This is a genomic window from Streptomyces sp. NPDC086554 (genome assembly GCF_040686095.1).
GTDB lineage: Bacteria > Actinomycetota > Actinomycetes > Streptomycetales > Streptomycetaceae > Streptomyces.
The window spans coordinates 1-20,313 of the sequence record NZ_JBFBJK010000008.1 but is presented as its reverse complement, the minus strand read 5'-3'; the positions used below and the strand labels follow the sequence as shown (position 1 = coordinate 20,313).

Here is a 20,313-nt window from a genome sequence, read left to right as displayed (position 1 = left end):
CAACGGGCGGAGCGTCACTTGGCCATCCAGGCCTGGTCGATGAACATCCGCTGGAAGCCGGGGCCCGTCGGCAGTCCCCGCACCCCGCGGGCCGCCAGGTCGAGGCCGTCGCCGGTGCCCCACACGACGTATCCGCCGTCCTTCCACAGGTCCCGCTGGATCCCGGCGAGCAGGGTGTTGCGCCGGTCGGGGTCGAGGGTGCCCATGGCCCGCGTGAAGCCCGCGTCGAACTTCTTGTTCTTCCAGGCCGTCTCATTGGTCGGCGACTTGGAGAGGAGGCCGACCCGCACCAGGTCGGGGAAGGAGATACCGCCGTAATAGCCGGTGTAGAAGGCCTTCTTGGCGTACACGGCCGTCCAGTACGTGTCCGCGGGATCGACCTTGACCTCGGCCTTCACGCCGATGTCGGACAGCTGGCGCGAGTAGAGGGTCGCTGCGGTGTCCATGCCCGGGTATGCGGTGGTGGTGTGCAGGGTCAGGCTGAGACCGTCGGCATGTCCCGCCTCCTTGAGCAGCTTCTTCGCCTTCTCGACGTCGCGGCGGCGCTGCGGAAGGTCATCGGGGTACGAGGGGTCGTACGGGGTGGGGAGATCGTTGGCGATCTGCCCGTAGCCGAGGAAGACCGTGTCCACGAGCGCCTTGCGGTCGGTGGCGAGGCGGAAGGCCTCCCTGACCCGTGCGTCGTCGAACGGCTCGGTGTCCGTACGCATGATGAACGGGTACTCGGTGACGCCCTTCCGTCGCACGACCTGCCGTCCGCCCGCGCCGCCCGCACTCTTGACCGCGGCGGGGCTCACGCTGCCCGCGACGTCGGCCTGTCCCGAGGTGACGGCGTTGGCGCGGGCCTGCGGGTCGGCGACGGCCTGGATCTCCAGGCGGTCCAGATGCGGGCGCGGCCCCCACCAGCGGTCGTTGCGGACCAGTACGGCGGTCTGTGCCCCGGACTTGCGCACCTTGAAGGGCCCGGACCCGGGGACGGCCTTCGCGAAGTCCTCGGTGCCTTCGGGTACGACGAAGCTGATGGACTCCAGGGCCTTGGCTGCCTCGGCCATGGGTGCGCGGGTGGCCAGGACCACTGTGTGGTCGCCGTCCGCCTTGGACGCCTTCATGTCGAAGTCGGCGAGCCGGCCGTAGTTCTCGGCGGACTTGTCCGCGATGCGGCGCAGGGAGTACAGCACGTCGTCGGCGCGGACCGGGCTGCCGTCGGTGAACTTCGCGTCGTCGCGGAGCGTGAACGTCCAGCGGTCCAAGGCCTTGTTCGGCTTCCAGGACGCGGCGAGGCGCGGCTTGGGCGAACCGTCCTTGCCGGGGACGGTCAGGACGTCGTACGTGAGGGCGAATCGGAGCAGGTCGGATTCGTTGCCGAGGCCGCCGTGCGGGTCGTCGCTCGCGGTGGCGGGCGAGCCGGACACGGCGTAGCGGAGGGTTCCGCCGTCGACCGGCTTCTGGTCGGAGCCGGCCGCGGCGTCCTGGGCGCCGTCGGATGACGAGCATCCGGTGAGCAGCAGAGCGCCGACAGCGGCCACAGCGAGTGAAGGGGCGTTGAGTCTCATCGTTCTTTCCGTGTCAAAGGGAGTTGTCGAGAGGTGAGCGGCTGACGCGCGGCCGGATCAGGGGAGTTTCCGTTGCAAGGTGGCTACGGCGGCCAGCGCGCGGTCCGTCAGGGCGGCGATCCGGGCTGCCGCAGGGCCGGTCAGGAGGGAGTAGTGGTGACCGTCGACGAACACCTCGTCGACCGGGCCCGGCACATGGGGCCGCCAGCCCAGGCAGTCGAGGTCGGGGGCGTCGTCGACCCCCATGCCGACTCCGGCGTTGCTCGGGGACGGCCGCGCGGCACGGAAGAGGAGCAACCGCGTGTCGGAGGAGGCGAGTTGGCCCGCCCGGTGAACTCCAAGGGCACGGAGGTGCCGCTCGAAGGTCGCCAGTCGTACGTCGGCGGTCTCCCGCGGTCCTACGAGCCCGGCCTCACGCAGCCTTGCGGCGACCGCGGACCGGGCGTCCGGGGACGACTTCGCGAGAAGTCGCCGGGCATCGGCCTGACCGAGACCGAGGTCCATGTCGAGGAAGGCTTCGAGCGAGCGCAGATAGCGGACGGCGGCGATAGCCCGGTCCTCTTCGGGCCCGGCTCCGCCGAGTGGCCGGATGCGGTCGGGCACGTTCGAGTCGATCATCACGAGGAGGTCGGTGCGCTCTCCCCGCCGTTCCAGCTCGCAGGCCATGGCGTGGGCGAGGGTGCCGCCCATGGACCAACCACCCAGGAGGTAGGGGCCGTCTGGCTGGTAGGAGCGAATGGCCGCCAGATACGCGTCGACCATCCCCGCGATGTCCTGGGCGCCGACTCCACCGGTGAGTGCCGGGTCGGTGAGCGCCACAACGGGACGTCCGTCCGTGAGCAACCCGGCCAGTTCGCCGTAACAGAGAACGTCACCGCTGGAGGGGTGGACCAGGAACAGGGGCCGGTCACCGTTGCCTTCACGCAGCAGCAGCGCGGCTTCGGTGCCGTCTGCGATCTCAGCACCGGCTCCGGGGTCGTGCGCAGCCGGGTCGGTCGCCCCCGTCCTCGGCTCCCTGACTTCCTCCCAGGCAGCCTCGCCCTGCGCCAGGCGGCGCAGATGGGCGACGTACTCGGTGAACACCCGGTCCGCCTCGTCGGCGGACAACTCGCTTTCCAGGACGTCCCATTGGAGCAGGAGAGCGCCGTGCTGTTCGAGCACCTGATGGTCGAGCCAGGTCTGCGGGGTGCTGCTCACTCCGTGAACCGGCCTGCCGACCCAGTCCAGGTCATGGCCGCCGCCGAGCGGCCCGGACAGGCCCAGGGCGCTGGTGAAGACGACGGGTACGGACTCGGTGCGTCCCGTGCGCATGGACTTTTCGGCGAGCACTTCCAGTGCGGAGAACTCCCGGTGGTCGAGGTCCTCGAAGAGCGTGCGTTGCGCGTGGGCGGCGGCGCCCGCGAACGAGTTCCCGCTCGACCGGTCGACGGTGTGGAGCATCAGCGATGTGAAGTCGCCGACGACCTCATCCGCACCGGGCAGTCCGGACGGGCGGTCGAAGAGGGTCAGCGTGAGGGAGAACCTGTGCTGCCCGGACCAGTCGGCCAATGCGTCCCCGTACGCCGCGAGCAGGACGGCGGTCGGCGTCAGGCCGCGCCGGGCCGCCTCCGCCTTGAGCGATGACCACTCGTCCGGTACAAGGCGCGCGCTGCGACGCCCGAAGCGGGGACGCTCCTCGCCCTCTCCGGTACGCAGCGGCAGCGCGGGAGCACCGGGCAGGGCGTCGATCCGGGCCCGCCAGTAGGCCGCCGCGCGGGCGCGCTCGGGGGACCCGGCGCGCCGCTCCAGCGCTGCCACGCACTCCTCGAACGTGGTGCGTACCGGCGGTAGTTGGCGCTCCGGGTTCTCGTACAGGGTCCGCAGCTCGCGATCCCAGATCAGATAGCTCGCGGTGTCGCAGACCAGTACGTCGACATTGACAAAGAGCCGCACGATGTCGCCGGGCAGCCGGGCCGCCCTGATGTCGACCAGCGGCCAGCGGCCGGGACGCGGCTCCCTGCGCACCAGGCGCGCGCGGATCTGCTCCAGCTTCCGCGCGCGCTCCTGCTCGCTCTGCCCGGTCAGGTCCTGGACCCGGATGCGGTAGCGGGGCACCTGGTCGAGGACGCGGTTGCGCCCCTCGGGGGAGATGACCGCGCGGAGCATCGGGTGGCGGGCGATGACCCGGTTCCACGCCTCCTCGTAGCGCGCGGTGTCGAGGCCGGCGCAGTCGTACTCCAGGTGGAACGAGCACGGTACGTCGCCGAGGCGGTAGCCGCCCGAGCCGCCGACCCAGTAGGCGTGCTGCACCCGCGTCAGCGGGAACTCCCCACCGGCAGCGGCTGGTTGCTCACTGGCGGCAGCCGGTCCTGACCTCTCGGTACTGGCTCCGGGCTCCGGGGACACCGCCGAGCTCGCGCCGATCATCGGTGCGAGTGCCGCGACCGTGGGCCGTGCCAGCAGGTCCTGCAGGCGCAGGACGACGCCTCGTTCGTCACGCAGCCTCGCCAGCATCCGGGTGGCAAGGAGGGAGTGGCCGCCGAGTGCGAAGAAGTCCGCGTCGCGGTCGGTCACGGGGAAGCCGAGCAGCTCGGACCAGAGTCCGCCGAGCAGTTCCTCGGCGACGCCCTGGAGCGCGGACCCTTCCTGGCGCGGGGTGCCGTCGGCCGTGTCGCGGCCGCCGCCCGGAACGGTGGTGGGCACACCGGCGGTACGAGCGGCCAGATCCGCCGGGGAGACCGCGAGGGACGCGGGCGCGCGGCCCTGTCCGGCGAGCGCGAGCAGCCGGTCCACCGAGCGCATGCCGTCCCGCAGGCCGATCGAGTGCCGTGAGGCGACGACCCGTTCGGATCCGCCGGGGCCGATGCGCCAGCCGTCCCAGGCGACGCTGATCCAGCGGGTGCCTCCGGTCCGTTCGGCGTCCTCCCGTTCGGCCAGCGCGTCGAGGAAGCGGTTTGCGGCGGCGTAGGGGGCGAGTCCCAGGCCGCCGACGAAAGTGGTGGCCGACGACATCAGGAGTACGTGCGCGGGGCGCAGTTCGTCCGGCAGTGCGCGCAAGGCGGACCGCAGCGCCATCGCTCCGGTCACCTTCGCCCGGGCGTGCGCCCGCACGGTGTCCTCCGCCACGGCACGCAGCGGGGTCACCGCGGCCGACGCCACGACTCCGGCCGCGTGCACGACGAGGCCGAGCGGGCCGTACTGCCGCGCCACGTCCCGCAGAAGGGCCGCGGTGGCGTCCGGATCCGCCGCGTCGACGGCCCGTACGTCGAGTTCGACGCCGTCCTCGCGCAGCCGCCGTACGGCCTCGGCGCGCTCTGCCGACGGGCTGCCCGGCGCCGGGTCGGTCGGCAGTCCTTCGCGACCGGTGACGACCACCCGCCAGGAATCACGCGCGAGATGCGCGGCGAGGGCCAGGCCCACGTCACCGAGCCCGCCGATCACGACGGCGGTGCCGCCGCGCGGCTCCGGATCCGGCACCGGGGGCTGCCAGGGGGTGACGCCACGTACCCAGCGGTGGCCGGCGCGGTAAGCCGCCTCCAGGCCGTTCGGCCCCCCGGTCGTCAGCGCCACTGCCTCTTCGCACACACTCCTGACGTCCTCGGTACGTACAGGACCGGCCTGGAGGTCGAGGGTGCGCCAGCGCAGTCCCGGGAACTCCTGGGCGAGGACGCGGGGCACGGCGAGTCCCGCCGCACCGCCGGGCGCCGGCCGGTCTCCGCTCTCCACGTGCTGCGCGCCGGCGCTGACGTGCAGCAGGCAGGCGGTGGCTGCCCAGGGGGCTGCGGCCTGGGCGACTTCGGCGTAGCGCAGCACCGCGTCGGCCACGCGCCGGGCGGGGTCGGCGGAGGCCGCCCTCGCGCCGAGACCGGCGATGGCTTCCCGGCCGGCCGGGCCGGAGGCGTCGCCCTTCGCGGCTTCGCTGTCACCATCCGCGCCCCACGCGTCGACCATGACGATTCCCGCACACGGCAGCGACGGTTCGGCGGCGGCCTCCTCGAGCGTGACCGGGCGCGCCCCGGCAGCCTTCAACTCCTCGCGCACCGCGCTCAACAGCGGCGAATCCGCGTGCCCTTCGACGAGCCAGCGGCCCTCAAGGTGCCCGGACGCGTCCACGGGAGGCGTCCGGTGCCATACCGGCACCTGGAACGGCTCCTCCTCGTCGGGCTCGGCCGTCGCGTACGGCATCGGAGCGCCGGGGCGTGTCTCCTCGGGCGGGTCGATCCACAGCCTCCGCCTCTCGAAAGGCAGCCCCGGCAGGGCGATCCGGCGACGTCCCGGCCGGTGGAGGGCTTCGGGGTCGAGGCGGACACCGTGCGTCCACAGTTCCCCCGCGGCCGTGAGCAGCGCGGCCCGCGCACCCCGGCTGTCCTCGCGCCCCGGAAAGGTGGGCAGCGTGGCGACGACATTCGCCGCACCGTGCTGGCGTACGAGCTGCAACAGGCCGCTGCCGGGGCCCACTTGGACGACGACGGCGGGACCCGTGCCGATGGCGGTGGTCAGGGCGTCGGAGAACCGGACGACGGACCGCAGATGCGGCACCCAGTGCTCGGACCCGGGCGGCGAGTGCAGCAGTTGACCGGTGAGCGTCGTGGCGAGCGGCACGGCCGGCGTGCTGGGCAGCGTCGCATCGGCGGCGGCGCGCAGCTCCGGCAGGACGGGGTCGACAAGACGGGAGTGCGCGGCGGCGTCCAGGTGGAGCCGCGCGGTGTGGACCCCGTCGGCGGCGAGGTGGCGTTCAAGGGCGGCCACGGCGGCCACAGGTCCGGAGACCACGCAGGACCGCGGCGCGTTCACCGCCGCCAGGTCAAGGTCCGGGTGATCGCCGAGCAACTTGACGGTCTCGTCCTCGGGCAGGGCCACGCTCAGCATCACGCCGCCGCCCGCCGTGCGGGACATTCCGCGGGAGCGCACATCGACCAAGGTGACTGCATCGCTCAGCCGGAGCGCTCCGGCCGCCACGGCGGCGGCGTACTCACCGAGGCTGTGTCCGATCAGCGCGTCCGGCTCGACGCCCCAGGAGCGCAGGGTGCGCGCCGTGGCGAGCGAGACGGTGAACAGGGCGGGGAGGCCGTACACGGGGTCCCGCAGCAGCCGCCCGGCCCGCTCGTCCGAGGGAGCGGCGTTCAGGAGTGTGCCGAGACCGGGCCCGCTGCCGTCGCCCCGCGCGTCGAAGAGCGCGGCGCACTCCTCGACGGTGCTCGCGAACTCCGGTTCCTCATCAAGGAGTTCATGCCCCATGCCCGGGTACTGGGCGCCGCCGCCGGGAAAGGCGAAGACGACCCTCGGCCGGGTCGGCGGGGCGGCGCGCCGGGGCGCGGAGGCGAGGGCACGCAGGGTGTCGCCGGGTCGTTCACCGACGACCGCGGCCACCCGGTGGGACAGTTCACTCCGGCCGGTGTGCAGGGTGTACGCGGCGTCGGCCGCGTCGGCACCAGGCTGCTCCAGGGCGGCAGCCGTGGCTTCGGCCAGGCGCTCCAAGGCATCGTCCCGATGTGCGGAGAGCAGGGCCAGTTGGGGTCGACGGTCGACGGGAGGGGTCGCCCTCTGTGGCGCGCTGCCAAGCACCACATGGCAGTTGGTGCCGCCGATCCCGAAGGAGCTGACGCCCGCGTGGCGCGGCCCCGCCCACTCGCCCGCCTGGTGGGGCACGGTGAACGGCGAGTTCTCCAGGTCGAGATCGGGGTTCAGCGGCAGCGCGTCGAGCGAGGCGGGCAGCACGCCGTGCCGCAGCGCGAGCACGGTCTTGGCGAACCCGGCGATGCCCGCCGCCGCGTTGGCGTGCCCGATGTTGCTCTTGACGGAGCCGAGAGCGCACCAGGCGGGGCCGTTCTCCCCGAACACCTTCTTCAGGGCGGCGAGTTCGACCAGGTCGCCGAGGCGCGTCGCGGTGCCGTGGGCTTCGACGTAACTGACCATGTCGGGCGTGACACCGGCGAGGGCGAGGGCCTCGGAGATGGCGCGCGCCTGGCCGCGCGGCGACGGAGCTGTGAAGCCCGTACGATCCCCTCCGTCGTTGTTGACCGCGGAACCGTGCAGCACGGCGAGGACCGGGTCACCGTCGGCGAGTGCGTCCGCGAGGCGGCGCAGGACCGTGACGCCCACGCCCTGGCTGTGCACGATTCCGGTGCCCTCGGCGGAGAACGTACGTACCCGCCCGTCCACCGAGAAGATCCCGTCGGGCACATGGAGGTAGCCCCGGCCCTGCGGCACGATCAGTGAGGAGCCACCGGCGAGGGCCGTGTCGCACTCCCCCGCCAGCAGGGACTGCGCTGCCAGGTGGACGGCCACCAGCGAGGTGGAGCAGGCGGTGCCCACGGCGAGTGCAGGTCCGGTGAGGGCGAGCCGGTGCGCGACGTGCAGCGGCAGATAGTCGCCCACACTTGAGATCGCCGCCTGGAGACTGCCCACCGGGTCGGCGGCGGAGTCGGCGTACCGGTGGGCGAGGTTGCGCGTCAGGTAGTCACTGTGGGCGGATCCGGCGAAGACTCCGACGGCACCCGCCCCCGCTCCGCCGCCGTGCCCGGCCCGCTCCAGGGCCCGCAGACACGCCTCCAGGAAGAGCCGCTGCTGCGGGTCCATGAGGGCGGCCTCGGCGTCCGTCAGGCCGAACGGCGCCGGGTCGAACAGGTCCTGCCCATCGATCACGCCGCTGACCGGCACATGCGCGGGGCTGCGCCGCAGTCGGCCTGGCAGGCCGCTCTCGGCGAGTTCCTGCTCGGTGTGCCGGGTCAGCCCGCTGCGTCCCGCCACGAGCAGGTTCCAGAAGGCCTCGGTGTCCGGGGCCCCCGGGAAGCGGCAGTCGAGGGCGGTGACGGCGATCAGCTCGTCGTTGCCCCGGTCGGCCGCCCCGGGTGCGTAACTCTGTTCCGTGGTCGGCTCGTTCATCGGGCGGTCTCCTGGGCGAGGACCCGCGCGGCGACCCGCGAGGCCCGGCGTTGCCGGGGCACGGGTGCGGCGGCGACCGGCGGGTGCGCCCCAACTACCCCTTCGGACACGTGCAGTTCACTGATCCGGGCGGCGAGGGAACCGACACCGGCGTGCGCGAACATGTCGGCGAGCGCGAGGCGCGGCGCGACGCTCTGCCGGAGCCTGCGATGGGCCAGGACCAGGGTGAGCGAGGTCGCGCCCAGGGCGGCGAAGGTGCTGTCGGCCGTCACTCGACTCCCCGTCAGATCAGCGAGGACAGCCGCGACTTCGTCGAGTACGGCCCGTTCCTGAGCGGGGTCGGCGTGCGGTGCTGCGGGCGCGCTTGCTACGTCGGCGCCCGGAGGCGGCACCGGGCCGGCGGCCGTCGTGCTTTCGGTGGCTGCCGGACTGTGGACGATCTCGGCAAGGCCCCCCGTACAGAGGCGTGGTTCGATGAGGGAAGAACCGGCCAGTTCCCGCACCCTTCGCAGCCAGCGCGCGGCCGCCTCCAGCGCCTGCTCGGGGGCGAGCGCGCCGGGCCTGAGCACGATCGAGGCCTCAAGCCCGAGCGCGGCGGCTTCGTCGAGCGCCTCGACGGCCCAACTCGCAGTCGTCGGCGCATCGTTCATGCCTGCGGGCTCGACAGCGATGGTCGGTTCCGCGACCGCGGGGCGCCGCCCTTCGCCGCTCGCAGCCCGCTCCTGATACGGATTGACCAGCGCCGCATGGTCGATCTTCCCGTTCGCCGTGACCGGCAACTGCGCCAGGACGACGAACCGGCTGGGAACCATGTACTCGGGCAGCCGCTCCCGCAGCGCACCCGCCAGGTCCTCGGGCGACGGCAACGACGCCGGGCCCTCTCCGGACCCCTTCGGCGACAGATGGGCGACGAGCCGGGGCCGCCCGTCGGGTCCGGGTACGGAGGAGACGACGCACTGCCGCACTCCGGGATGCCTCGCGAGGACCGCTTCGATCTCACCCAGCTCGATCCGGTGTCCCCGGATCTTCACCTGCCGGTCGGCCCGTCCGAGGAACTCGATGGCCCCGTCCACCCGCCAGCGGCCCAGGTCACCGGTGCGGTAGAGGCGGCGCCCGAGCACCGGGTGGCGGGCGAAGCGTTCGGCGCTCTGCACGGGGTCGCCGATGTAGCCACGGGCGAGCCCGTCACCGCCGATGAACAACTCGCCGGGCTCGCCCACAGGGCACGGGGCACCCGCCTCGTCGAGTACGTGGAAGGACTGCCCCCGAAGCGCCCGGCCGTAGGGAATGCTCCGCCAGTCCGGGTCGGTCTCCCCCACGGGGTGGGTGATGGACCAGATCGACGCCTCGGTGGCGCCGCCGAGGCTCATGAACTCGGCCTGCGGGGCGAGGGCGCGCAGCCGCTCGGGCAGCGTCAGCGGAATCCAGTCGCCGGAGAGCATCACCAGACGGAGGGTGCGCAGGGCCGCGGTCGCCGCTTCCGGCTCCATCTCCGCGTACTCGACGAGCATTTCGAGGAGTGCGGGGGCGGTGTTCCACACGGTGACGCCATGGCGTCCCGCCTGTTCGAGCCAGTGCTGCGGGTCTCGTTGGCGTGCGGGGTCGGGGAGGACGAGGGAGCCGCCCGCGCCCAGGACTCCGTAGATGTCGAAGACGGAGAGGTCGAAGCTGAGGGCGGACAGGGCCAGTACGCGGTCGTCGGCGCCGATGCCGAACCGGTCCACGATGTCGTCGATGGTGGTACGGGCCGCGTGGTGCTGGATCTCGACACCCTTGGGGCTGCCAGTCGATCCGGAGGTGAAGATCGTGTACGCGAGGTCGTCCGGGCCGGGCGTCTTCGGCTCCGTCATGCCCTCGGGGGCGGCGCCACGTGCCGGCCTGCCCGCAGCGGTCAGCCGGTGCACGGTGACGCCGTGCGGCCAGTTGATCCGCACTCCGCGCCCGGCCAGCGCGTGCCGCACACCTGCCCGTTCGCAGACGGCGGCGATCCTGGCCTCGGGCCAGTCCGGCTCGACGGGGAGATAGCCCGCTCCGGCAGCGCTGACACCGAGGACGGCGGTGATCTGCGCGACGCCCTTCTCGCAGGCCACGGCGACGAGTTCGCCGGGTCCTGCCTGGTGGGCTGTGAGCAGCGCGGCCGTGGCCGCGGCGTTCTCCGCGAGCCGCCCGTGGCTGACGGTGCCGGAGGCCCCGTGCAGGGCGGGCCGTTCCGCGCACCGGTGGGCGGCCTCCTGCACCGGGGAGTGCAGCAGGGGTCCGGCGTCCGGGAAGGGGGTGACGTCGAGCGGTTCTTCCGGACGGAAGGTCGGGTCCCAGCCGAGCGCGGGGTCCTGCCACGCGGCGCTCTCCGCGAGCTGCCGCAGCAGCCGGACGTGGGCATCGAGCAGTGCCTGTACGTACCCGTCGGGGAACGCCCCTTCGACCCAGTCCCAGGCGAGCCGGAGCCGGCCGCCCTCGTCCCACACGATGTGGTCAAGGAGGACCTGCGGGGTCTGGGAGATGCCGTAGACCTCCTCGCCGATCCACGCGGCGGGCGGCGGCTCCTCGGCCCCGCTGATGCCCACCCCGCTGGTGAACACCACCGGGTAGCGGGGGCCGGCGGCGGTATCGGCGCCCCCGTCGGGCGCGAGATCCCTCAGCACCTCGACGCCCGAGACCGACCGGTGGTCCAGGTCCTCCCAGAAGCGGCGGTTGGCCTCCGCGGCATACGAGGCGAACCCGTCCCAGCTTCCGGGAGTGAAGGGCGGTGTCCCTACCAGGGCGGTGGTGGTGAAGTCGCCGACCACATCGGCGGCCTCGCCCGAGCTGTCGGGCCGGTCGAACAGCGTGCTGTTGAGGGTGAGCCGCTCTCCGGCCCCCCAGCGGCCGAGTACCGCGGCGAAGGCGGCGAGGAGGGTGGCGGTCGGCGTGACCCCGGCTTCCGCGCCGCACGCCCGGACCGCGGCCCAGGTGTCCGCGTCGAGAGACGCCGCGCTCCGTACGAACCGGGGAGGAGTGGTGTCCGCCGCATCGCGCAGCACGGGGAGGCGAGGGGCGGGAGGCAGATCGGTGGCGCGCTCGGACCAGTACGCACGGTCGCGTATGCGTCGCGCGGTCCACTCCGGGTCGGCCGCGCGGGCCCGCTGAAAGGAAGCGAACTCTGTTTCTGTACTGGCCAGTTGTGTGGAGGGATCAGCGACGAGCCGGCCCCACTGGCGCATCAGGAGCATCCAGCCCGCGAGATCCGTGATGAGTACGTCCACGCCGACATGGAGCCGTGTCCTGCCGTCCGGCAGCAGCGCCGCGTGCAGGTCGAAGAGCGGCCAGGTGCCGGTCGGGCGTACCTGGTGCGAGCGCTCGTCACGCAGGCGGGACAGCGCGGGGCCGATGTCGTCCGGGGAGGCGCTCCGGAAGTCGCTGGTGCCGATCCGGTAGGGGCCGACGTCGGTGAGGATGCGCTGCTGTCCGCGTTCGTCGACCGTCATGCGGAGCATCGGATGGTGCTGGACCAGCCGGTTCCAGGCCGCTTCGAGGCGCTGGAGATCCGCGACGGGGTCGTCGGCGACACGGTCGTACTCGTAATAGTAGAACGTGGCGACGCCGCCGAGCGGCAGCCCTTCTTCCCTGCCGACGAAGTAGGACGCCTGGACGGGTGTGAGCGGGAAGGGAGCACCTTCGCCCTCCGAACCCGCTTCAGCGGTAGGGGTGTTGATGGCACTTGGCGCTTCCGCCCGCGCCTCGGCGGTGAGCCGGCCCGCGATGTCCTGGGCGGTGGCGCCGTCGAGGAAGGCCGTGAGGGGAAGGTCGGCGCCGGTACGCTCGCGGATCCTGCGCCTCAGCCGCACGGCGGTGAACGACTCAAGGCCCAGGGCCGACAGGGAAGTATCGGGCGCTATCAAGTCACTCTGCGTGCCGAGCACTTCGCCGATGCACTCGACGGTGTCGGCGAGGGCGTCGGCGCTCGCGGGAACGCCGTTGCTCGCGAGGACTTCTCCGGCAGGGACGAACTGACTCATCCGGGCTCCGCTCCGTGGATGTGGGTTCCGTGGCTGGACTGGGGAAATCAAGGGCACGGGCCAGGCGCTAGTCGCCCCGGCGCGTGAGGAGGTGGAGCCCGAGGCCGGGATCTCCCGTGGGCCGCATGACGAGCCCGGCCGACGCGGCCTCTTCGGCCAACGCGCTCTCGCTCGCCACCCACCAGCGGTAGTCGACCGTCACCTGCGACAGCGGTCGGCCGTCCCGCAGTACGCGGTACTCCATGTGCCAGGTGATCTCGTCGCCGCCCGAGGGCTCCGCACTCCCCCACCCCTCGTACTGCAGTGCTCCCACGGCCACAGAAGCCATGCGGGTGCGCGGCACGCGTTCCGGCCTGACGGGCGGGGCGACGTTGACGACGATCGCGCCGCCAGGGGCGAGCCGCCGTCCCGCGTCGGCCCACAGGGCCCGTCGTTCGGCCGGCGGCAGATGGCCGAGCACGTTCAGTGCGACGATCGCGCGCAGCCCGTCCGGAAGCGGAGCGTGCGCGACATCGTCCGCCAACACCGTGACCCTGGAGCGGAGTTCGGGATCGTCATGAACGCGGGCGAGGAGCACGGCACGCATGGCCGCGGAGGGCTCCACCGCGAGCACGGCCTCGTCGCCCGGCAGTGCGGCACAGATGACCGCGGCACCACGCCCCGTGCCCGCACCGAGGTCCACCACGGGACCGGCCACCGCACCCAGGCCTTTGAGCGCCTCGGTCAGCGCCGGCACCAGGGACCGCCAGGCCCCGGCGATCATCAGGTCCAGGTACTCGGCCGAGCGTTCATACGGATCTGCCACATCAACCACCCCCGCGATAGTTAAACACGATTGTCATTTTCATTTGAAGTATTGCAGAGTTCGACAACGAACGCACCGAGATCAGCGATGCATCTGCTGCGAGGAGACGCCCGTGCCCAACTCCCCTGACCTGCTTGCCGAGTTCCCCCTGCGACGACCGGACGGCATCAGCCCGCCACCCCTCCTCGCCGAGCTCCGGAACGGCGAGCCTCGTCGCGTCCGGCTCCCCTACGGATCCGAGCCATGGCTCCTGACCCGCCACGCCGACGTGCGCGCCGCCCTCGCGCACCCCGGCCTCAGCGCGGACTCCCGCAATCCCGGCCTGCCCCGGGTTTCACCGCTGCCGCCAGGGCCGAGCCAGGTGTCGTTCCTGCGGATGGACGACCCGGACCACGGGCGTCTGCGGCGCACCGTCACCCCCGAGTTCACCCATCGCCGGATCCAGGAGCTGCGTCCCGGCATCCGGTCCACGGCCGAGCGGCTCTTCGACGAACTGGCCCGGCGCACGCCGCCGGTCGACTTCATCGAGGCCGTGGCCCTGCCGCTGCCCGCCCTCGTCATCGGCGGCGTACTGGGCGTGCCCGAGGAGGATCTCGACTTCTTCGGCGGCAAGTGCGCGGTCATCGCGTCCACCGTCGCGAGGCCGGAGGAGATCGGCGCCGCCTACGCGGCGATGACGGCCTACCTGGACGACCTCATCGCGAGGAAGGAGAAGGAACCGGGCGAGGATCTGCTCGGCCGTGTGATCCGGCGGCATCTCACCGCGGGCACGCTGAACCACGGCGAACTGGTGGCCGTGGCCCAACTGCTCATAGCGGCCGGGCTCGACACGACGTCGAACATGATCGGTCTCGCCTGCGCGATGCTGCTGCGACATCCGGAGCAGTTCGCGGCGCTGCGCGCGGACTCGGACCTGATCCCGTCCGCGGTCGACGAACTCCTGCGGATTCTGACGATCGTCCAGCACGGCACGGTGCGCGTGGCGACCCGCGATGTCACGATCGGCGGGTTGCGGATCGCCGAGGGCGACGGCGTCATCTGCTCACTCGTCGCCGCCGATCACGACGAGAGCGTCTTCCCGGACGCCGACCGCTTCGATGTCCACCGGGACGCGAGCGCCCACCTCGCCTTCGGTCACGGTGTGCACCAGTGCCTCGGGCAGCCGCTCGCCCGGGCCGAGTTGGAGATCGTACTGCGGCTGCTGTGCGAGCGGTTCCCCGACCTGCACCGCCCCGACGACGCGGAAGATCTGCGCTTCCGGGACGAGAGCTTCGTCCACGGACTGCAGACGCTGCGGGTCGCCTGGTAGCCGCGGCGGCGGCAGGCAGTGCGGGTCGCGAAGGCCGAGCCGGACGCGGACTGCTCCATGCCGATGGTTGCGGCCAGTTCGCTGACCGCATACGACGTGTGCCTCAGCGTCGCGAGAATCCGTAGCCGGGAAGGCGTGCCCAGCGCTTGGAGCGTGGTCGCCACGGATGCGGCGGTGGCATCGTCGAGGCGTGCGGCCTCGACGACGTCGTAGCCGCCGCCGTCGTCATCGGCGTGCACGGGTGCGGGTCTCGCGGGGCGGTCGGATGAAGTGCGGCTGGAGCGTGGGCGGGGGTGCGGCGATGCCGGGTCCGCCCGCGGCCACCCAGTTCAGCAGGTCGTCGGTGGCCTCGTCGTCCAGGGCGAAGCCGATCCAGATGGTGCGGCCGCCCGCCGACCGGCCGGCGGTGGAGGGCTGGACGACGATGACGTCGGCCTGGTCGCAGGGGCCGAGGCAGTCCGACGTACGGACCGTGAGCCGGTCGCTCGAGGCCGCGGCCGCCCGCAGGCGGTCGAGCTGGCAGGCGTGGTCGGTGCCGAGGTGCTTGCGCGGGCTTCCGCAGCAGCAGCCGCGGCACACGACCAGCGTGCAGGGTCGCCGGCGGGCGGCCGTGATGTGTGTCGTACGCGGGTTCACAGCGCGGTCCGTGAGGGCAGGCCGTGAGCGCGCACGCGGCCGTCGCGATGAGCGGCGATCAGCAGGTGCGGGCCGGCCCAGGCCGGCGCGGCGAGGGGCGTGCCGTCACCGTCCAGGGTGCGGAACGGCCGGAGGCGGGACGCGGGCTGCCCGCGTGGCCCGCCGGCCGAACCCCGAGTCCTGGTCTGCGACGAGAGCACGTCGGCGTTGGACCCCACGACGGAGCGCGAGATCCTCGCGCTCCTCGCCAGGGCCCGCCAGGAGCTCGCGGGTCGTCGAGGATGTCCCGGCCCCGGCCCTGGCACCGTTGCCGGGCACGCCCGCGGGGCGCGCTAGCCGCGAGGGCGGCCGGTGACCCGAACCGGCCGCTCGGGTTCCTCACCTGGCTGCTCGTGCCCCGCATCGTCCTGCCCGCACAGGTGCTCGTAGAGCCATACGAACCGGTCAATGCGCCATATCTGGGCGACCACCACGAGCGTGCACCCCCAGAGCACCGGCCATGGCTCCAGTCTGATCAGGCCCCACACCACGGCGACCGTGCCGATGACACCGGGTACCACGAGCATCCGCAGAGCCGTGCCGTGCGCACGGGGGACGCGATCGCGCTCGTGCACCCAGATGCGCTCGCCCCATCCATTGGCGGCTCCACACCGCGACCACCAGGGGCGGGATGGCCGCGAAACGCGTATAGACACTCCATGGGTTGGCGTGTCGGCGCCATGTCTCGTCGGTCATACGGAACGTCCTGGCAAGGATGCCTCCGGCATCCATGGGCACCTCCTTCGGCGAAGCAACCACTGCGCCGGCCTCATCCCCGTGCAACGACCACGCCGTGTCCCGGTTGCGCGGCCGGACGCGGCCCGACCGGTCGTCCGGCGACCCTGGGGTGAATGCCCGGGGCGGCCTCCGGGGCGCGCGCACCCGTCCCCGACGCATCCTGCTGACCATGGAAAACGTTCGCGGTTCGGCTCGTCCAAGGCGTCTGGACTCGGCTCGCCTCGGACCTGGGAACCGACCCGCTCGACGTGTTCGCCCTGGGGCTGCTCGACCACGTACCGCTGACGGTCGGCGTCGTGCAGGCCGGGGTGGCCGTGCTGTGCCTTGCGGGCGTCGCGGCCTGGACCCGCCGACTGCCCGTCCTCTCGCCGCTGTTCACGTTCTTCTTCTGCGGCAGCCTCATCGATCTGCTGCGGCTGAGCGACCTGGCCGACCGGGTGCCCGTCCCGCACGCCGTCATGCTGGCGGGCGGGACCTTGCTGTGCGCCTACGGCTCCGCGTTGATCATCATGAGCGGCTTCGGCATCCGCGCCATGGATCTCCTCGCGATCGTCATGGTCGACCGGTGGCGCTGGCCCTTCTGGGCCGCGAAGGGCGCTTGAGGTGCTCCTGCTGGCCACCGGCCGGCTCCTGGGCGGGCCGGTGGGCGTGGGCACCGTGTGCTTCCTCGCCGGTGTCGGTCTGCTCATCCAGCCCTTGATCGAGCTCAACAGCGGCGCCCTGCGCATCAGCAATCTCGGACTGCCGCCGCGGGTTCCTGCCCCGCCCGGCACTGCGGACGTGTGACCGATGGCCACCGCGGCCGACGGCGGTCAGGAGGTGGCGCTCGCCGGGAGTTCCGGCCGGGACGGCGGGTGGTCGGGGGCGGACTTGAGGGTGAGCACCATGGTGAGGCCGCCGCCGGGTGTGTCCTCGGCATCGAGCGTGCCGCCCATGGCCTCGGCGAAGCCGCGGGCGACCGCGAGGCCCAAGCCGACGCCCGCGCCTCTGGGCGCGTCGCCGTAGCGCTGGAACGGCTCGAAAATGCGGTCCTTCGCCTCGTCCGGGACGCCGGGGCCGCGGTCCACGACGCGCAGCTCCACCCGGTCCCGGATGGCGCTGGCCGAGACCACGACGCGGGCTCCGTCGGGGCTGTACTTCACGGCGTTCTCGACGACGTTGGCGACCGAGCGTTCCAGGAGGCCGGGGTCGGCGACGACCATCGGCAGTGCTTCGGGTATGTCCAGCTCCACGAGCTCCAGGTTGTCCTCCGGTACGCCGCCGAGCGCCATCGGGACAACCTCGTCGAGGTCGATCTCGCGGATCAGCGGCGTGACGGTGCCGGTCTGCAGCCTGGACATGTCCAACAGGTTGCCGACGAGGTGTTCGAGGCGGTCGGCGCCGCTCTCTATGCCGGCGAGGAGTTCGGCCTCGTCCGCCTCGGACCATTCGACGTCGTCGGACCGCAGCGAGGTCACGGCCGCCTTGATGCCCGCGAGCGGCGTACGCAGATCATGGCTGACGGCGGCGAGGAGCGCGGTCCGGATGCGGTTGCCCTCGGCGAGCGCACGGGCTTCCTTGGCCTCGCCCTGCAGCCGACGGCGGTCAAGGACGACGGCGGCCTGGGCGGCGAACGCGGCGAGCACCCTGCGGTCCTCTGCGGGAAGCACCCGGCCGGACAGGACAAGGGCCATGTGGTCGCCGACCGGCACGTCCACGTCGGCCTTCTCCGGGCGGCTGGTGACGGGGTGCGGTCCTGCGCTCCCCGCGCACGTCCAGGGGGCGACGTCGCTCTCGCGCTCCAAGAGGGCCACGGACTCCATGCCGAAGGTTTCACGGACCCGCTCGAGGACCGCCTCCAGGCTGGTCTCGCCGCGCAGCACGCTGCCGGCGAGGAAGGACAGGACCTCGGACTCGGCGCGCAGCCGCGCCGCCTGCTGGGTCCTGCGGGCGGCCAGGTCGACGACGGACGCGACCGAGGCCGCCACGCCCAGGAAGATCGCGAGGGCGATGATGTTCTTCGGGTCGGAGATCGTCAGCTTGTGGACGGGCGGCGTGTAGAACCAGTTGAGCAGCAGGGATCCGAACGCCGCCGAGGCCAGCCCCGGCAGCAGGCCGCCGAGCAGCGCCGCGGCCACCGTGACGGCAAGGAACAGCAGCATGTCGTTGGCCAGACCGAGGTCCGGGGCGATGTTGCTGAGCAGGAGGGTGAGCAGGGCGGGGCCGCCCATGCCGATCAGCCAGCCCAGGACGACCCGGGACCGGCCGAGCCTCGCACGACGAGGGGCCGGGAGCCCTCGGCCGGCGCCCACCGCGTCGTGCGTGACGAGGTGGACGTCCAGGTCGGGGCCCGATTCGCGGGCCACGGTCGCGCCGACGCCGGGCCCGAAGACGTACTGCCATGTCTTGCGCCGGGAGACGCCGAGGACGATCTGGGTGGCGTTGACGCCGCGCGCGAAGTCGAGCAGCGCCGATGAGACGTCTTCGCCCACGACATGGTGGAAGGTGCCGCCGAGCTCCTCCACCAGGGTGCGCTGGACGGCGAGTTCCTTCGGCGAGGCCGCGGTCAGGCCGTCGCTGCGGGAGATGTAGACGGCGAGCACCTCTCCGCCCGCACCCTTCTCCGCGAGGCGGACAGCACGCCTGATCAACGTACGGCCCTCCGAACCGCCCGTCAGACCGACGACGATGCGCTCCCGCGAGCCCCAGATCTTCGAGACGCGGTGCTCGGCGCGGTACTCCGTGAGGTACTCGTCGACCCGGTCGGCCACCCAGAGGAGCGCCAACTCCCGTAGCGCGGTGAGGTTTCCGGGCCTGAAGTAGTTCGAGAGGGCCGCGTCGACCTTGTCGGCCTTGTAGATGTTGCCGTGCGCCATGCGGCGGCGCAGCGCATGGGGCGACATGTCGACCAGCTCTATCTGGTCGGCGCGCCGCACCACCTCGTCCGGCACGGTCTCGCGCTGGCGCACGCCGGTGATCGACTCGACGACGTCGCCGAGCGACTCCAGGTGCTGGATGTTCACCGAGGAGACGACGTCGATCCCCGCGGCGAGCAGTTCCTCGACGTCCTGCCAGCGCTTGACGTTGCGCGAACCGGGCACGTTCGTGTGGGCCAGCTCGTCCACGAGGACCACCGCGGGACGACGGGCGAGCACCTCGTCCACATCCATCTCGGTGAAGACCGAGCCGCGGTACTCGAGTTCCTTGCGCGGCACCTGGTCCAGGCCGTGCAGCATCACTTCGGTGCGCGGCCGGCCGTGGTGCTCCACGTACGCGACGACGCAGTCCGTCCCCCGTTCCATCCGGCGGTGCGCCTCGGAGAGCATCGCGTAGGTCTTGCCGACCCCGGGCGCCGCGCCGAGGTAGATCCGTAGCTTGCCGCGCGCCATCGTCTCGTCGATTCTCTTCGTTCCCTGTGGACTGTGGTCTTGCCGTCGCTTCCGTCGCCGGTCAGCCCTCGAAGCGATATCCCATGCCGGGCTCGGTGATGAGGTATCTCGGGTGTGACGGGTCCGCTTCGAGCTTGCGTCGCAGTTGCGCCATGTACACGCGCAGGTAGTTGGTCTTGCCGCTCTGCGAAGCGCCCCAGACCTCATCGAGCAACTGGCGCTGCGTGATGAGGCGGCGGGGGTTGCACACGAGGATCTCCAGGAGATGCCACTCCGTCGGGGTGAGGCGCACGTCGTGGCCGCCGCGGGTTACCTTCTTGGCCGCCAGGTCGACGGTGAAGTCCTGCGTGGTGATCACCGAGTTGTCGGCGTCGAGCGAGGTGGCCCCTCTGCGTCGCACGGACGCACGGAGCCGGGCGAGGAGTTCATCCATGCTGAACGGCTTGGTGACATAGTCGTCGGCTCCCGCGTTGAGCGCCGCGACCTTCTCGTCGGACGCGCTCCGTGCGGACAGGACAAGCACCGGCACACGGCTCCAACCGCGCAGCGTCTTGAGCACGTCGATGCCGTCCATGTCCGGCAGACCGAGGTCGAGGACTATGGCATCCGGCTGCCGGGCCGCGGCCAGGCGCAGCGCGGTGGCTCCGTCGGGGGCCGCGTCCACGCCGTACTTGCGCGCCCGCAAGTTGATCTCAAGAGCCCGGACGAGTTGCGCATCGTCCTCCACCACCAGCACCCGGGTCATCGGTGTGCGCCTTCCCTGTCGTGCGCGAGGACGTGGCAGCCCACCGCAGTGCAAGAGCAATCTGTCTCATGGGTACGGGAGTTGACGGATCCGGAGAGACTCCCGGTCCGCCAACTCCCGCACAGGTCACCCAGGACCATCAGCTCTTCGCCGCCAACTCCTTGAGGCCGATGACCTTGTAGATCCACTTCTCGGCACGCAAGTGCTTCTTCGAGCCGTAGACCTTGGCCATGTAATCGCCGAGCGGACGGTATGCCAGGC

Annotated in this window: 11 protein-coding genes and 2 pseudogenes; 3 read left to right on the top strand and 10 right to left on the bottom strand. The window is 72.1% G+C overall.

Annotated elements, in window-relative coordinates:
- Positions 1-14 precede the first annotated feature (14 nt).
- The 4 genes from AB0O76_RS14670 to AB0O76_RS14655 form a co-directional block, all read right to left on the bottom strand.
- Entirely contained in the window at positions 15-1,553 is a 1,539-nt protein-coding gene (locus AB0O76_RS14670) for an ABC transporter substrate-binding protein (RefSeq protein ID WP_365489834.1), read from the bottom strand.
- Positions 1,554-1,610: 57 nt separating this feature from the next.
- Entirely contained in the window at positions 1,611-8,417 is a 6,807-nt protein-coding gene (locus tag AB0O76_RS14665; protein ID WP_365489831.1) for an SDR family NAD(P)-dependent oxidoreductase, read from the bottom strand.
- A complete protein-coding gene (locus AB0O76_RS14660; protein WP_365489828.1) occupies positions 8,414-12,412 on the bottom strand; it encodes an amino acid adenylation domain-containing protein in 3,999 nt (1,332 codons plus the stop codon). The genes AB0O76_RS14665 and AB0O76_RS14660 overlap by 4 nt, the downstream gene beginning before the upstream one ends.
- Before the next feature lie 67 nt (positions 12,413-12,479).
- Complete coding sequence (locus AB0O76_RS14655) at positions 12,480-13,217, bottom strand: class I SAM-dependent methyltransferase (RefSeq protein ID WP_365489825.1); 738 nt, start codon at positions 13,215-13,217, stop codon at positions 12,480-12,482.
- 112 nt (positions 13,218-13,329) lie between these two features.
- Here AB0O76_RS14655 and AB0O76_RS14650 point away from each other — a divergent pair, with 112 nt between their 5' ends.
- Positions 13,330-14,526: a cytochrome P450 gene (locus AB0O76_RS14650; RefSeq protein ID WP_365489822.1), complete on the top strand. Its 1,197-nt coding sequence runs from the start codon at positions 13,330-13,332 to the stop codon at positions 14,524-14,526.
- A 44-nt stretch (positions 14,527-14,570) separates the two neighbouring features.
- Here the strand turns inward: AB0O76_RS14650 and AB0O76_RS14645 are convergent.
- The 4 genes and pseudogenes from AB0O76_RS14645 to AB0O76_RS14630 all read right to left on the bottom strand — a co-directional run.
- Positions 14,571-14,765 (bottom strand): annotated as a pseudogene (locus AB0O76_RS14645) (ArsR family transcriptional regulator); the annotation flags it as partial.
- Positions 14,752-15,162 carry a (2Fe-2S) ferredoxin domain-containing protein gene (locus AB0O76_RS14640; RefSeq protein WP_365489820.1) on the bottom strand — a complete coding sequence of 137 codons (411 nt, stop codon included), beginning with the start codon at positions 15,160-15,162 and terminating at the stop codon, positions 14,752-14,754. The pseudogene AB0O76_RS14645 and the gene AB0O76_RS14640, both read right to left, overlap by 14 nt.
- Positions 15,159-15,380, bottom strand: a complete 222-nt coding sequence (locus AB0O76_RS14635) for a hypothetical protein (protein ID WP_365489817.1) — start codon at positions 15,378-15,380, stop codon at positions 15,159-15,161. The genes AB0O76_RS14640 and AB0O76_RS14635 overlap by 4 nt, the downstream gene beginning before the upstream one ends.
- Positions 15,381-15,494: 114 nt before the next feature.
- Positions 15,495-15,897, bottom strand: a pseudogene (locus tag AB0O76_RS14630) (DUF6653 family protein).
- Positions 15,898-16,187: 290 nt separating this feature from the next.
- Here AB0O76_RS14630 and AB0O76_RS14625 point away from each other — a divergent pair.
- Positions 16,188-16,541 (top strand): hypothetical protein, encoded by a 354-nt coding sequence (locus AB0O76_RS14625; RefSeq protein WP_365489814.1) that lies wholly within the window; start codon positions 16,188-16,190, stop codon positions 16,539-16,541.
- Between the two features lies 1 nt (position 16,542).
- Complete coding sequence (locus AB0O76_RS14620; protein WP_365489811.1) at positions 16,543-16,725, top strand: hypothetical protein; 183 nt, start codon at positions 16,543-16,545, stop codon at positions 16,723-16,725.
- 26 nt (positions 16,726-16,751) lie between these two features.
- On the opposite strand, the gene AB0O76_RS14615 is transcribed toward AB0O76_RS14620, so the two are convergent.
- Positions 16,752-19,307, bottom strand: a complete 2,556-nt coding sequence (locus AB0O76_RS14615; RefSeq protein WP_365489808.1) for a sensor histidine kinase KdpD — start codon at positions 19,305-19,307, stop codon at positions 16,752-16,754.
- Between the two features lie 61 nt (positions 19,308-19,368).
- Positions 19,369-20,052, bottom strand: a complete 684-nt coding sequence (locus AB0O76_RS14610) for a response regulator transcription factor (RefSeq protein WP_365489806.1) — start codon at positions 20,050-20,052, stop codon at positions 19,369-19,371.
- Positions 20,053-20,313 lie beyond the last annotated feature (261 nt).